We start from the raw sequence: 14,130 nt of genomic DNA, 5'->3' as shown, positions 1-14,130 counted from the left end.
CCATATACTACCCGAGCAGCGCCGGGTGCCGATCAGCCGCTGTCGTCGGGGGGCGCTCGCCACCCGTGTATACGATAGCGATCAGCAGATTCGACCGCAGCGGATTCAGCCCTCACTACCCACTCAGAATAGCGAGGAGCCGAAAAAAGCCTCACACAGAGGCCACGGAGGGGAACTGAAAGCCGCGGAGAAGCCCCTCTCGCGGTTCTTGTAGTTCCCTCTGTGTCTCTGTGTGAGGCTGTTGTTGCTCAGGGCCGCGGGATGAGCACGATGTCGCGGTCCGCGCGGGCGGCGGCGGCGAAGAGGCCAAGGCCGGTGGTGATCCCCACCCGCGCCTCGCGGGCGGATACCGCGTTCCCGCTGGTCTTGTCGAGATAGCGCACGTACGCGCTGTCGAACGCGGTCACGCGGAGCCGCACGCGGACCGAATCCGGGCGGAAGGGGCGGTCGCCGGTGCCGTTCGGGTTGGTGCGCTCCACGCACGTCGCAAGGTACACGTGGGTGCGCACCACGCCCTCGGCATCGACCTCGAGCTGCTCGCCGCGCGGGTAGTCCACGAAGCAGAGGGCGTTCGACACCTCGCTCCCACCCCGGAAGGCGGCGAGCCGCAGGAAGTCCACGTTCACGGTCGCCCCCTCCGTGCCGCTCACACGAACGGCGATGGTCTCCGCGCTCTCGTTCGGCGGGCGCACGTGGAGCCGCGCGCTGGGCTGCGGGTCGTGGATGGAGACCGCGGCGCGCGCGGTCGCCTGGCCCTCGATGGTGCCGCCGCCCGGCAGCCCCACCCGCAACGTGTACGCCGTACCCGGCCGCACACCGCCGGAAACGATGGCGGTGTAGCACCCCGCCGGCTGCAGCTGCTCGTTAGGCTGGCGGCCGCTGAAGCCGGGGCCGGAATAGCAGGACGCGGACTCGGTGAGCCGCACCTCGCCCGCCCCGGCGGCGAGCCGCACGTCCGCGCCGATGATGGGGCGAACGCTGACGTTCTCGCCGGTGGCGGGGTTGGAGCCGGTGCCCACGCGGATCAGCAGCACCTGCACCGTGTCCGAGCCCGTCACCAGCAGGGCGTGGGCGATCGCGTTCTCTCCCAGTGCCTCAATGGGGCTGGGGTCGCGCAGGAACGAGCACCCGGCCGCCGCCAGCACGAGGGCGGCCGTCGCGATTCGCTTCATCAGAACTTCCATTCGAATCCGATGGTCGGGAGGATGGGGAGCTGGGGAGCGTATTCGATCTGCGGTCCGGCCTCGCCGTAGAGCTGCGGAAGCCCGGCCAGCACGTTGGGCGTGTTGAGCACGTTCACGATCTGGAGGAACGGGGTCACCGACGTCTTGCGCCCGAAGAAACGCGGCTCGAAGCTGCGCCGCACCCCCACGTCCAGGCGGAAGTAGCCCGGCAGGCGACCGCTGTTGTGATCGTCCAGCAGCACCGTGGCGCCCGAGCTCACGAAGTGCCCGCTGAGCGGATCGTAGCGCGCCGAGTAGCCGTAGCCGGCCGGCGGGGTGTACGGCTGCCCCGACGCCAGCGCCAGCCGCGCGTTCACCTCGCCGCGCCGTCCCCAGGGGAGGAGGGCCACGGCGTCCAGCGTGTGCCGGCGCTCGAATCGCGGGGTGTACTCCTCGCCCTCCACCTCCATGCGCACGCCGTTCAGGGCGTAGGCCAGCGAGTACAGCGCCCGGCCGCGCGCGTGGCGGGCCAGCAGCTCCACGCCGCGCGCGTTCCCGGTCCCCGCCAGGAAGCCCTCGTTCACGATGATCGGCGCCTCGGTGATGTCGCCGGGAACCTGCGGGAGCGGGACGTTGTCGAGACGCTTGGCGAAGGCGTCGAGCCGCACCGAGGTGGTGCCGCGCACCCACTCCGCGCCGCCCACCACGTCGGTGGCGGTGGAGAGGCCGGTGCTCGTGGGGACGGCGGCGAGGAAGTCGTACGCCATCACCGAAGCGCCCAGCGACTCCTCGCTGCGCAGCGAGTGGATCACCTGCGCCGAGCGCCCGCCGCCCAGGGTGAGCGTCAGCGACGGCGTGAGCGTGTACTGCGCGCCGATGCGGGGGAGGATCTCGGTGCCGCGCTCCCCCGCGGCCAGCACGCGCACGCCGCCCCGCACCCGCAGCAGCGGGGTCGGCTGCCACTCGTCCTCCACGTACGCCGCGATCGTGACCGGCGTGTCCTCGCGGCGAAAGGAGCCGGTGAAGAAGGGGCCGGCGCCGTTCTGATGTTCCGCCACGTCGTGGAAGAAGCGGTACCCATCCCACTGCACGCCGCCGCGCACTTGGTGACTGAGCGCGTGCCAGGTGAGGTCCGCGCCGGCCATCACGTCGCGCATACGCATGCGCGCGCCCAGGACCTTTGCGAGCGTGTCCGGCTGCCCCTCGCCCGCGTAGCGCGCCTCGGCCACGTTGAAGTCGCCGTGGAAGGTGCTGACGGCGCCGCGCAGCTCGGCCACCAGGTTGGGGGCCAGCGGACGCCGGAAGCGGAGCGAGCCCACCCGCGAGCCCCACCCGAAGTTGATGTCGTCGCGCGGCCCGGGACGCGGCGTGACCTCCGGATCCGGACGCTCCCGCGGCATGCCGAGCCCCTCCTCGTCCACGTACGCGGCCACGGAGAGGCGGCCCAGCGTCCCCACGTCGTGCGTCAGCTTGAGGTGCCCGTCGGTGAAGGCGTAGGGGAGGGTCGCGTCGATGAGCCCCAGCCCGTACGCCGCCTTCGTGAACAGGTCCAGGTAGGTGCGGCGGGCGGATACCAGGTAGCTGCCGCGCCCGCCGGGGAGCGGCCCTTCCACGCCGGCGCGGCTGGAGATCAGCGAGGTGCCGCCGAAGCCGCGCACCCGGTCGCGCCCGCCGTCGCGCGTCTGGATGTCGATGATGCCGGAGAGGCGGTCGCCCACGCGCGCCGGAAAGGCGCCGGGGAGCACGTCCACCGCCGCCACCGCGTCCGGGTCGATGGCGCCGAAGAGCCCGCCCAGGTGGTACGGGTTGAAGAGCGGCGTGCCGTCCAGCATCACCAGCGTCTGGTCTGGCGAGCCGCCGCGCACGTACAGCGCGCTGCTGAAGTCGCTCGCCGCCGCCACGGACGGCAGGAGCTGCACGGTGCGCAGGACGTCCGCCTCCGCCAGCGCCGGCGCGGCGTCGATCTCGCGCGCCTCGATGCGGGTGGCGCCGGGACCGGCGGTCGACGCGGCGCGGCTCTCCTGCCGGCCGCGCGCCTCGATCCCCGGCAGCGCGATGGCCGCCGCGCGCAGCCCGATCGACACTTCCAGCGTGCCGGTGGCGGGGACGACGAGCGTCGTGTCCTTGGGCTGGTAGCCGGCGGCGGTGATCGTCACCCGCCAGCTTCCCTGCGGAACGTCGGGTACCACGAAGAGGCCGCGCTCGTCGGTGCGCGCGGAGCGGCGCGGCTCCACCAGCCGCACGGTCGCGTAGGCGACGGGCTCGCGCGATCCTTCGGCGTGCACGGTGCCGCGCACGGTGGCCGTGGGGAGGAGCGCGGCGATGATGGCTGCGAGTATCACTTCAACATTCCGGTTGAAATCGCCAAAAAGGAGCGCGGGACGGAGGTGAGCCCGCCCCGGCGCCGTTGCTGCACCCCGTCAATGCGCGATGTCCTGGTTTATGACAGCCGGGCTGGCGTCAGAGGGTACACGGGCGGCGCATTGTTGGTCCGTGGGGCGCTTCTCGCGTTCCTGCGCCGATGGTACCCACCTGTGGTTCAGATGACTGCTGGAAAGTGGTTAATCTGTAGGCTAGGAAGTGGTGGATCTGTAGGGCGGCCAAAGCTTTTTTGCCCGCAAGCGTAGGTAACACAACGACTTGCACGTTGAGCATCCTGTCATGTGCTTCTCCGTCCCCGCCTCGTCTCCAATCTCCGGCGCGGAGCGAAGGATCTACTGCGCGTGACGAGGGGTTCGCCGTTATCTGCGGTCCTCTTCCCTGGCCGGCTAGACCTTCGGTCGCCGCAGGAGTACGGCGTGTAACGCAGACCTCGATTGGGCGGGCTCCCTCAGGATGACAAAGGGTGGGGGCGTACCTCCGCGCCTCGCGGCTGCGCCTCTGGCCTTGTCACACGCGGGGGGCGCGGCTACCTTTGCGCCCACATATATCGCGAGGGGGCCTTTCGGAAGCCGGTGTGAATCCGGCGCGGCCCCGCCACTGTGAGAGGCCCGGCGGAGGTTCGCCGGTCCGGCCCGCTCAACAGCCACTGGGGGAGGATTCCCGGGAAGGCGAGCGCGGCTGCCTCGAAGCCAGGAGACCGGCCCCTTCGCGCCCGCACGCACACCCCCTCGCGGGAGGGGAGCGGGGTTCGCACCGGGCCGGTGCGCTCCCCCCGGAGCGCGCGATGCAGGAAGCCCTTCGCAACCCCGTCTCTTTCCGCCCGAGGAAAGGACGGGCTTTTTGTTGTCCATCGCGCCACGCCTCCGCCGCGCCGCCCTCGCGGCCGTGCTCGCCCTCGCCGGCGGGTGCGGGCGGGCCGACGTGCGCGCGGACGCCGCGGCCGAGGGCGCCATCACCCTGACGGACGACGCGGGGCGCACGGTCACGCTCCCGCGCCCCGCCCGGCGCGTGGTGTCGCTCGTCCCCAGCGCGAACCAGACGCTGGTGGGGCTCGGCGCGGCCGGCCAGCTCGTGGGGCGCACCGACTTCGACCGGGGCCCGGCGCTGGACTCGCTCCCCTCCGTGGGTGGCGGGCTGGACCCGAACCTGGAGAAGCTCGCCTCCCTCCGCCCCGACCTCGTGATCGGCTGGGAGACGCACAAGCCGCAGCTGCGGGAGCGGCTCGCCGAGCTGGGGATCCCCGTCTTCGCCGTGAAGACGGAGGACACCACCGACGTCTTCCGCATCATCCGCAACCTGGGGCGGCTCACCGGCCGCGCCCCCACCGCCGACTCGCTGGCCACCCGCCTGCGCGGCGAGATCGAGGCGGTGCGGGCCTCGGTCCAGGGGCTGCCGCGCCCGTCCGTCCTCTTCGTGGTGTGGAACGATCCGCCCATGACGGCGGGCCCCGGCACGTTCGTCATGCAGCTGATCGGCGTGGCCGGGGGGAAGCCCGTCTTCCCCGAGGTCACGGAGCTGTGGCCCACCGTGTCGATGGAGGAGATCGTACGCCGCCAGCCCGAGGTGGTCGTCGTCCCCGTGGGCGAGAGCGGGACGCCGCGCTTCGACGCGCGCTCGCCCGGCTGGCGCGAGCTGAAGGCGATGCGGGGGCGCGGCCCCGTCCTGGTCCCCGCGGAGCTGGTGAACCTCCCGGGGCCCGGCGTCGGCGAGACGGCGCGGCGGCTTCGCGACGCGCTCCACCCCGGGCGGGCCGGCCGGTGAAGCCCGTGCTCCGCCTCGCGCTGCTGGCCGCGGCCGTCGCCGGCGCGCTCCTGCTGGGGGTGCGCATGGGCGCCGTGCCGCTGAGCGTGCGCGAAGTCGTCGCCGGGATACGAGGGGATGGCGATCCCACGACGATCGCCATCGTGCGGCGGCTGCGGCTGCCGCGCGCGCTGCTGGCCGCGTTGGTGGGCGGATCGCTGGCGGCGAGCGGCGCCACCTTCCAGGCGCTCCTGCGCAATCCGCTGGCGGAGCCGTACATCCTGGGCGTCTCCGGCGGGGCCGCGGTGGGCGCGGTTGGGGCCATCGTTCTCACCGGCGCCCCGGCGTCCGGCGCGATGGTGGCGCTCTCCGCGTTCGCGGGGGCGATCCTGGCGATCCTCCTCGTCTTCCGCGTGGCCGCGTCGGTGGGGAAAGCGCTCGACACCCGAGTACTCCTCCTGGCGGGCGTGGTGGTGGGCGCCTTCTTCAACGCCTGCATCCTCCTGGCGCTCACCTTCGCGGACACGGAGAGCTTCCGCTCCGCCATGTTCTGGATGATGGGGAGCTTCAGCGGAGCCACCTGGCGCGGCATCGGGACGATGGCTGGCGCGATGGTGCCGGCCCTTCTGCTCCTCTTTGCCCTGGCGCGCCCGCTGAACCTGTTCGCGGTCGGGGAGGAGACGGCGGCGTTCCTGGGCGTGCGTACGGAGCGCACCAAGCTGCTGGCGTACGGCACGGCATCGCTGCTGACGGCGGCGGCGGTGGCGGTCAGCGGGGTGATCGGCTTCGTGGGCCTCGTGGTCCCGCACGTGGTGCGCATGCTCTGGGGTGGCGACCACCGCTTCCTCCTCCCCGCGTCCGTGCTGCTCGGCGCCACCTTCGCGATCCTCGCGGACACGCTGGCCCGCACCGCCGCCGCGCCCACCGAGCTCCCCATCGGCGTGGTGACGGCGTTCGTGGGCGTCCCCTTCTTCGTGTACCTGCTGCGGCGGAGGATGGCGTGAGCGGGTGGCGCTGCGATGGCGTCACCTTCCGCTACCCCGAGGCGGATGTGAATGCGCTGGAAGGCGTGTCGATGGAGGCACCCGCCGGCGGATGCACCGCCGTGCTCGGCCCCAACGGATCGGGGAAGAGCACTCTCCTGCGCGTCCTGCTCGGCACCCTCGCGCCCAGCGCGGGCACGGCGGAGTTCGACGACCGTCCGCTGGCCGCGTGGAGCCGTCCCGAGCTGGCGCGCGCCGTGGGCGTGGTGCCGCAGGGCGAGGAGGCCGCCTTCCCCATCTCCGTGCGCGAGCTGGTGGCGATGGGCCGCTATCCGCACCTGGGCCCCTGGCGCCGCGAGGGCGCCGCGGACCGCCGCACCGTGGAGGAGGCGATGCGCCGCTGCGACGTGGCCGACCTCGGCGCGCGCCCGGTCGCGAACCTTTCCGGCGGCGAGCGGCAGCGGACGCGGGTGGCGCGGGCGCTGGCGCAGGAGCCGCGCGCACTCGCCCTGGACGAGCCCACCGCCGCGCTCGACGTCAGCCACGAGATGGCGATCTGGGAGCTTCTCCGCGAGCTGGCGCGCGCGGGGACGACGGTGCTGGTCGTGACCCACAACCTGAACCTCGCCGCGCGCTACGCCGACCGCCTCGTCCTGCTGCACCGCGGACGCGTGGCCGCCGCGGGCACCCCGGCGCAGGTGCTGACGCGCGACACCGTCGAGCGCGTGTACGGCTGGCCCGTGCGCGTCGTTGCGCATCCCGGCCCCGGCCCGGACGCGGGCGCCCCCCAGATCGTCCCCCTCGCCGGCGAGACGTGCGCCACCATGCAGGTGCGCGCGGAGGATGGACATGCGGCGTAGGATATGGGTTGGTGCCAGTGCCCTGGCGACTGAAGTCGCGGCAACAACGGCACAAAGTCCGCCTTCGCGGACTCGGGGGCGGGATTCGCGCGTGTGGCGGGATGCCGGCGCGGACAGGAGCCCGCTCCACGAGCGAATAGATTCGCCGCTGGAACCACGCGAAGTCCGCCTTCGCGGACTGGCTGCGGCGCGCGAGACGGCTTCAGCCGTCTTCCCGTGGTTCCAGCCGGGGGATTCATCCCCCGGTGACCCGGCGCCGGACCTCGTGGCCCCGTGGGATACATCGCCGGATGATGCGTCGCGGGGGGGTGCGTCGCCGAATGGTGGATCGCCGAATGGTACTTCGCGGCGGGAAGGATCGGCTGGCGATGCATCGTCGACCGATGCATCGCGGATGGATGTATCGGTATGTGATTTAGAGCCCGCGCCCGCCTCCAGCACCAACCCCGCCCCCGCAACCTGCGAAGGCAGGTTTCCCGCGGTTGTTGCAGCGGTTTCAACCGCCGGCCGCCCAATCGCCGCGCTCCTCGCCCTCCTCCTGCTCCTCCTCTCCTCCCCCGCCGCCGCGCAGTATCCGGCGGAGGTGCGCGGGCGCGTGACGGAGCGCGGGACCGGCGCCGCGGTCCCTGGCGCACGCGTGGAGGCCGAGGGCGCCGCCGCCGTCGCCGGGCCGGACGGGGCGTTCCTGCTGCGCGGCGTTTCGCCGGGGACGCGGGAGGTGAGGGTGACGGCGCTCGGGCACAGGGAGGGGCGGTTCAGCGTGGAAGCGGCCAACGGGCGCACCGTCACGCTCCTCGTGGTTCTCGATGCATCCGCCATCGCGCTGGAGGCGATCCGGGTGCGGGCGGCGCGTGACCCGGCGGGGGCAACGGTGCTGGACCGCGCGGCCATCGAGGCGTCCGGCGCGCACGAGCTGGGGGAGGTGCTCCGCGACCAGGCGGGGGTGGTCGTCACGGGGCAGGGCGGGCCGGGGTCGCCCACGCGCGTCTCCATCCGCGGGAGCAGCGCGAACGCGGTGCTCGTGCTCGTCGATGGCGTGCCGCTCAACTCCCCCCTCACCGGCGATGCGGATCTTTCCACCGTCCCGCTGGAGGCGGTGGAGCGCGTGACGGTGCTGCGCGGGGCGCAATCGGCGCGCTACGGGGCGCGGGCGCTGGCAGGCGTGGTGGCGGTGGAGACGAGGCGCCCGCGCGGCACCGAGCTTTCCGCGCGCGCGGCGGCGGGGAGCTGGGGCGAGCGGCGCGGCGCCCTGTCGGCCGGCGGGCGGCGCGGCGCGGGGGCGACGGCGCTCTCCGGCTTCGCGTCGGTGGAGGGGCAGCGCTCGGAGGGCGACTTCCGCTACCTCGTTCCCGACTTCCGCGGCGGCGGGACGGCGGTGCGGCGCAACGCGGACGCCGGATCGCTGTCGATGCTCGCCAGCGGGCGTGCGGAGCGGGCGGGCGGCGAGGTGGGGGTGCGGGTGGACGGCTTCACCACGCGGCGGGGGATGCCGGGCGGGATCGCGCAGCCGGAGCTCGGCGCGCGGCAGGAGCAGGACCGCGCGGGCGCCGCGCTCTCCGCCCGCCTCCCGGCCGCGGGCGTGGAGTGGCGGATGGAGGTCGACGCGCAGCTTCAGCACGCCCGCTTCCGCGATCCCGAGCCCAACGTCGGCGGCGCGTACGACGACGAGGTTCGCGCCCGGGCGGCCGGCGCCGCCATCTCCGCGCGCGCCGGGCGGGGATCGCTGGACGTGGTCGGCGGGGCGGAGGCGCGCAGGCCGGGGATCACCACCTCCCTGCTCGCGGAGGACGCCCCCGACGACCAGACGCTCGGCGCCGTGTGGCTGCAGGGGCGCTGGGGACGCGCGGTGGGCGCGGGGTGGACGCTCGACCTCCTCCCCGCCGCGCGCGCGGACTGGAGAACGCGGGTGCGCGGCGCCACCCTCTCGCCGCGCATGGGCGCATCGGCGACACGGGGACCTCTGGCGGCGCGCGTCTCGATCGGGAACGCCTTTTCGCCGCCCACCCTCGCCGACCAGTTCTTCCACGAGGGGGTGCTGGTGAAGCCGAACCCCGACCTCCGCCCCGAGCGCGTGCGCGGTGAGGTGGAGGGTGCGCTGGAGCTGCGCGATGCCGCCATCGGCGCCCTCCGCGCGGATGCCGAGCTCGCCGCCTACCGCGCGGACGTGGACGGAATGGTGCTCTGGTTCCCGGACCACCGCTTCCAGTGGAGCCCGCGCAACTTCGACGTGCGCCGCGCCGGCGCCGACCTCCAGGCCCGCGTGCGCTTCCCGTGGGCAGAGGCGGAGCTGCGCGGCACCGCGTCGCGCGCGGCGGTGGAGTACACGGGCGCGGTGCTGCGCGGGCAGGTGGCCTTCCGCCCGCGCCACACGGCGAGCGCGGCGGTGGCGGCGCGCCTCCCCGGCCGCCTCAGGGCCGAGCTGCAGGGGAGGTGGGTGGGCGAGCGCCGCTCCGTGGCGGGCGACACGCTCAACCTGCTGGAGCCCTACGCGATGGCCGACCTGCGCCTCGCCCGCCCCTTCGCGCTGGGCGCGTGGGCGGGCGAGGGCACCTTCGCCATCGAGAACCTGGCCGACGTCCACGCGGCCATGCTCGTGGACTATCCGTATCCGGGCCGTGCCTGGACGCTGGGCGTGCGCCTGCGCAGGGGCGCGCCTCACACAACATCATCCTCAGGATCGACAGACCGATGAACCACAGCATCATCCTGCGCCGCTTCAGCGTCGTCGCCGCCGCCGCCCTGATCGCCGCGTGCGATGGCGACTCCACGGGGAACGAGCAGCCCTTCATCCTGGACGGCGACGAGCCGGTGGCCATCGTGGTCAACTCGCTCGGCAGCTCGCTGACCCTGGCCCGCCGCGGCGACACGGCCCAGGTGCGCCAGATCCCGTTCGGCGCATCGGCGGCGGTGACGCCAACGGGGCTCTCGGTGCAGGGGCGCCGCGCCGCCGTGCCGCTGGGGAACGCGGCCAGCGTGGCGGTGGTGGACCTGGAGGCGCTGCGCGTCACGCGCTTCTTCCTCTTCCCCAAGGGCAACGCCACCGGCTCCGCCTTCGCGGACGACACCACCCTGCTGGCCGCCAACTTCATCGACGACTACGTGGGCCGCGCCACGCTGGGGCAGGCGAGCGACAGCATCCGGCAGACGGTGAGCGTGGCGCCCGCGCCCACCGCCATCGTGATCGCCGCGGGACGGGCGGCGGTCATTTCCAGCAACCTGGACGCGAACTACGCCCCGGCCGGCAACGGCGTGGTCACCTTCCTCGATCCGCGCACCCTCCAGGTGCAGGGCGTGGTGCAGACGGGCGGGATCAACTCCACCGACGCCGCGATGGGTCCGGACGGGCTCCTCTACGTGCTGAACACGGGCAACTACGTCTCCGACGCCAGCGTCACCATCGTCAACCCGCAGTCGATGCGGGCGGAGTCCACGGTGGGCGGCTTCGGCGCCGGGGCGCAGAGCATCCACGTGGACCCGGCGGGGCTGGCGTACGTCTCCGGCTACGGCTTCGGGACGGTGGTGTGGAGCACGCGCACCCGTACGTTCGTGCGCGGCCTGGACAACCCGGTGTGCGCGAAGCTGGCGAGCGGCGCGTGCCGCGGCGCGTTCGATGCGACGACGGATGTGCAAGGAAATCTCTACCAGGCGTTCTTCGGGAGCCCGGCGGAGAATCTTGCCCCGCGGGTCTTCGTGTACCGCCCCGGCGACTTCGCCCTCGCCGACAGCATCTCGTCGGTGAACGGCCCCAGCGCCGTCGAGGTCCGCAGCTTCTGACGGAGCCGGCCCGGAGGGGTGGATACATGTCGGAACGTGACCATAGATCGTGCCCAGCGGGGTGGATGCGCTCCTGCATCCCCCCGCGCAGTGGACGTGAACCAACCTCTCCGGGAATGCAATTCCTTCGATCCAGCAGGCGCCGCACCCTCGCCGTGCTCTTTGCGGCCATCGCCGCCGCCGCGTGCGACGGTGACCTGACGTCACCCGACGCCGGGGGGAGCCCCACCGTCGACCGCGTGGCGGTGGTGGTGAACCGCGGCGACCGGACGCTCACCGTCATCCCCTTCGCGGAGCGCGAGGCGTCGCGGACGATCTCGCTGGGCGCCGCGGGGGCTCCCGTGGACCTGGCCGTCCGCGGCGAGCTGGCCGTGGTCCCCATGGGCGAGGCGGGCGGCGTGGTGATCGTCAACCTCCGCACCGGCACGGTGGAGCGGATGGTGGCGATGGCGCGCGGCTTCGATGCCCGCCGCGCCGCCTTCATCAGCGACACCGTGGTCGTGGTGACCAACCCCTCCCGCGGCACCCTGACCCCCGTCAACCCGCTGACCGGGCGGGTGGGCTCGTCGACCACCGCGGGCGGTGAGGCGCCTGCGGAGCTGCTGCGCTTCGGCCCCCGCGTCTACGTGCTGAACGGCGCGGCGGGGGCGCGGACCAACGGGATGGTCACCGTGCTGGACACGCTGCTGCGCCCGCTGGGCTCGGCGCCGCTCTCCGGGACGAATCCGGTCGCGGCCGTCGCGCGGGGCGATGTCCTGTACGTGCTCCTGGCGGGCCAGCCGGCGCAGGGCAACGGCTCGGTCTCGGTGGTCGACGTCGGGACGATGCGCGAGAGGTCGTCCGTCGTGGGCTTCGGCGAGTCGCCCGAGAGCATGGCCTTCGATGCGCGTGGCGGCCTGTACGTCCCCGTGCGGCAGCAGGGGCTGGTGATCTTCAACCCCTATACGGGCCTTTTCGTGCGCGGTGCCGGATCGCCCCTCCCGCTGGGGGGGATGGATGATGCCGTGCGCGTGGCGTCGGACCCGGCGGGCTTCGTCTACGCGCTCCTGCCGGGAGCGTGCGAGCGGGCCGGGACGCTGGTGAGGCTCGACCCGGACGGCACCCCCGCCGCCAGCGCCCTCACCGGCATCTGCCCCACCGACGTGGAGTTCACCTCGCTCCCGCCGCGCTAGCAGCCCGACGGGGGTGGACGCCCGCATGCGTCCACCCCCATTCTGTCGGGATGCACCTCCGCTCCACACCGCTCCGCCACCTCCTGGCGCCCCGTCGCTGCTCCGCATCCCATGCGCGGCGACGTGGCACCGGCCGACCCTGCGCGCCGTCGCCTGTCCGGTGGGCCTCCCTCGCGCTCGCCCCGCCTGAAATGAGCGATCCCACGAGCTCCGCCCCCGTCGCCGGGACGCGCATCATCCGCCTGCACGACCGGCGCGCCATGGCCGCGAACATGTCGGACCTCGGCGGCAACGCGATCGCCGCCTTCGGGGTGCTGGGCGCGGTTTCGGGTGCGCTCCCGGTGACCACGGTGGCGGGCGCCATCATCGCGGCGGCCGAAGCGGCGGCCGGCATCGCGCTGCTTGTGGCGATCGTGGGCGAGCTGCGGGAGATGCGCGCCGGGGTGGACCGCGACGTGGGAAGGATCTCGTGGGTCACCCTCTTCGCCGCCGTGGTGCTGATCGCCGAGTGCGTGCAGAGCTACCACGACAAAGGCCGCGTCCCACGTCCGGTGGCGGTCAGCGCCGCAGCCACCCTGGTGCTCGCCTTCTTCATTCCGCGCCTCAAGCGGCGGCGAGCCGAGCGGCACGTGCTCCGCCTGGATCCCGAGGGCATGTTCATCCGCCCGGGCAAGTTCCGCCGCTTCTCCGCCGCCTGGGCCGAGATCGCCGCCATCCGCCGCGACGTCACCGCACTCCACATCGACCTTCGCGACGGCCGCACGCGCACCCTGCGCCTGCGCACCATCCGCAACCGCGACGAGGTCTTCGCCGCGCTTGCCGAGGCCGCGGCCGAGCGCGGCATCCCCTCCGCCCCGCCCGCACCTCTGCCGGCGGGATGAGAGCCCGCGTCTCGATCTTCACCCTCTGAAAGCGAGAGAAGAATTACCAGACTACTCGAGGAGGCGATTGCCGAGGCTGCGGCGTTGCCTGACGACATCCAGGACAGGATCGCCTCGCACCTGCTTCAGGAGATCCGGGCTGCAAAGTGGGAGACGATCCTGGCGTCGCCCGGATCCCTCGCGCTTCTGGACAACTGGGCCGCGGAGGCGCTGCGGGACCTTGAGAACGGTACGACCGAGCCGATGGAGTGCGACACGGCGTAACTTTCGTACCGATGTCCGGACGGACGACTGTGCGCGGGACGGCCGCTGCCGGCGCGCGGGAGAGGGCGGGCAGACACGCAGGTCTGCCCCTACAGATATTGTGCGGCGTGGCGGGCACCGGTGCGGCGGCGGGCACGGGCGCGATGAATCGCGCCCCTACGGACCCGGCGAAGATCCATGCAAAAACCCCCTCCCCCAGGCAGTTTTGGGGGAGGGGGATGCGTCGCTGGGCGACGCTGGGGGTGGGGGCTCAGCCGGCGGGCGGGTTCAGGCGCAGGACGTTGGCGGCCTTGAGGCCCTTGGGCTCTTGAATGACGTCGAACTCGACCGACTCGCCCTGCTCCAGCGTGCGGAAGCCCCGGCCCTGGATGGCCGAGGAGTGCACGAATACGTCGGCCCCATCGTCCCGCCGGATGTAGCCGAAGCCCTTCTCCTGCGAAAACCACATCACCGTTCCGGTCGCGCGATCCATGGGTGTGTCGCAGGGGTGAGGGGGTGTTGCGGACAGGCGATTCCGCCCCCGGGAGCATGGATCATTCCGCGTGGCACGCGCGGGAGCGTGCCCGCGAAAGGCGCGGAAACAGTGGGTTTTCAGCGCCCCGGTGGTGTGGAACGCGAGCCTCAGCTACTTGTGGCGGTACGTGATCCGCCCGCGGGTGAGGTCGTACGGCGACATGGCGAGCGTGACGCGGTCGCCCTCCAGCACGCGGATCTTGTTCTTGGACATGCGGCCGGCCGCGTAGGCCAGCACCTGGTGCCCGTTCTCCAGCTTCACGCGGTAGTTGCGGTCGGGGAGCACCTCCGTCACCACGCCTTCGACCTCGAACCCTTCCTGCTTCGCCATTCAGCCTCCAGTGGATGCGTTCGCCGGTGCCCGATACGAGCGTCGGCGCGCGGAGGCACCCCCCGCG

General features: G+C 73.0%; 12 protein-coding genes and 1 riboswitch. Of the genes, 8 read left to right on the top strand and 4 right to left on the bottom strand.

Annotation, left to right across the window (positions count from 1 at the left end):
• Nucleotides 1-248 precede the first annotated feature (248 nt).
• Nucleotides 249-1,172: a hypothetical protein gene (locus VF584_04985; protein HEX8209526.1), complete on the bottom strand. Its 924-nt coding sequence runs from the start codon at nt 1,170-1,172 to the stop codon at nt 249-251.
• Entirely contained in the window at nt 1,172-3,505 is a 2,334-nt protein-coding gene (locus VF584_04980) for a TonB-dependent receptor (GenBank protein ID HEX8209525.1), read from the bottom strand. The genes VF584_04985 and VF584_04980 overlap by 1 nt, the downstream gene beginning before the upstream one ends.
• A 604-nt stretch (nt 3,506-4,109) precedes the next feature.
• Nucleotides 4,110-4,243, top strand: a riboswitch (cobalamin riboswitch).
• A gap of 145 nt (nt 4,244-4,388) precedes the next feature.
• On the opposite strand from VF584_04980, the gene VF584_04975 reads away from it, so the two are divergent.
• From VF584_04975 to VF584_04940, 8 genes are all read left to right on the top strand, one after another.
• Entirely contained in the window at nt 4,389-5,306 is a 918-nt protein-coding gene (locus VF584_04975; GenBank protein HEX8209524.1) for a helical backbone metal receptor, read from the top strand.
• Nucleotides 5,303-6,289, top strand: a complete 987-nt coding sequence (locus VF584_04970; GenBank protein ID HEX8209523.1) for an iron ABC transporter permease — start codon at nt 5,303-5,305, stop codon at nt 6,287-6,289. Before VF584_04975 ends, VF584_04970 begins: the two co-directional genes overlap by 4 nt.
• On the top strand, nt 6,286-7,128 hold the full coding sequence (locus VF584_04965; protein HEX8209522.1) for an ABC transporter ATP-binding protein: 843 nt from the start codon (nt 6,286-6,288) through the stop codon (nt 7,126-7,128). The genes VF584_04970 and VF584_04965 overlap by 4 nt, the downstream gene beginning before the upstream one ends.
• A gap of 394 nt (nt 7,129-7,522) precedes the next feature.
• Nucleotides 7,523-9,820, top strand: a complete 2,298-nt coding sequence (locus VF584_04960) for a TonB-dependent receptor (GenBank protein ID HEX8209521.1) — start codon at nt 7,523-7,525, stop codon at nt 9,818-9,820.
• A complete protein-coding gene (locus VF584_04955; GenBank protein HEX8209520.1) occupies nt 9,817-10,902 on the top strand; it encodes a hypothetical protein in 1,086 nt (361 codons plus the stop codon). Before VF584_04960 ends, VF584_04955 begins: the two co-directional genes overlap by 4 nt.
• Nucleotides 10,903-11,018: 116 nt before the next feature.
• On the top strand, nt 11,019-12,074 hold the full coding sequence (locus tag VF584_04950; GenBank protein ID HEX8209519.1) for a hypothetical protein: 1,056 nt from the start codon (nt 11,019-11,021) through the stop codon (nt 12,072-12,074).
• A 191-nt stretch (nt 12,075-12,265) separates the two neighbouring features.
• Nucleotides 12,266-12,955, top strand: a complete 690-nt coding sequence (locus VF584_04945; GenBank protein ID HEX8209518.1) for a hypothetical protein — start codon at nt 12,266-12,268, stop codon at nt 12,953-12,955.
• Between the two features lie 84 nt (nt 12,956-13,039).
• Entirely contained in the window at nt 13,040-13,219 is a 180-nt protein-coding gene (locus tag VF584_04940; protein ID HEX8209517.1) for a hypothetical protein, read from the top strand.
• A gap of 250 nt (nt 13,220-13,469) precedes the next feature.
• Here VF584_04940 and VF584_04935 read toward each other — a convergent pair whose 3' ends face one another.
• Together VF584_04935 and infA are read right to left on the bottom strand one after the other, a co-directional pair.
• Entirely contained in the window at nt 13,470-13,691 is a 222-nt protein-coding gene (locus tag VF584_04935; protein HEX8209516.1) for a cold shock domain-containing protein, read from the bottom strand.
• A 153-nt stretch (nt 13,692-13,844) separates the two neighbouring features.
• Nucleotides 13,845-14,063 carry a translation initiation factor IF-1 gene (gene infA / locus VF584_04930; GenBank protein HEX8209515.1) on the bottom strand — a complete coding sequence of 73 codons (219 nt, stop codon included), beginning with the start codon at nt 14,061-14,063 and terminating at the stop codon, nt 13,845-13,847.
• Between the last annotated feature and the right edge of the window lie 67 nt (nt 14,064-14,130).

This window comes from Longimicrobium sp., from assembly GCA_036389135.1.
Taxonomy (GTDB): domain Bacteria; phylum Gemmatimonadota; class Gemmatimonadetes; order Longimicrobiales; family Longimicrobiaceae; genus Longimicrobium.
This window is presented reverse-complemented; position numbering and strand designations above follow the sequence as displayed.

Excerpts from the sequence above, each read along its gene's own strand:
- infA (HEX8209515.1), bottom strand. The coding sequence starts at position 14,063 with ATGGCGAAGCAGGAAGGGTTCGAGGTCGAAGGCGTGGTGACGGAGGTG.
- VF584_04955 (HEX8209520.1), top strand. The coding sequence starts at position 9,817 with ATGAACCACAGCATCATCCTGCGCCGCTTCAGCGTCGTCGCCGCCGCC.
- VF584_04985 (HEX8209526.1), bottom strand. The coding sequence starts at position 1,172 with ATGAAGCGAATCGCGACGGCCGCCCTCGTGCTGGCGGCGGCCGGGTGC.
- VF584_04935 (HEX8209516.1), bottom strand. The coding sequence starts at position 13,691 with ATGGATCGCGCGACCGGAACGGTGATGTGGTTTTCGCAGGAGAAGGGC.
- VF584_04950 (HEX8209519.1), top strand. The coding sequence starts at position 11,019 with ATGCAATTCCTTCGATCCAGCAGGCGCCGCACCCTCGCCGTGCTCTTT.
- VF584_04960 (HEX8209521.1), top strand. The coding sequence starts at position 7,523 with ATGGATGTATCGGTATGTGATTTAGAGCCCGCGCCCGCCTCCAGCACC.
- VF584_04945 (HEX8209518.1), top strand. The coding sequence starts at position 12,266 with ATGAGCGATCCCACGAGCTCCGCCCCCGTCGCCGGGACGCGCATCATC.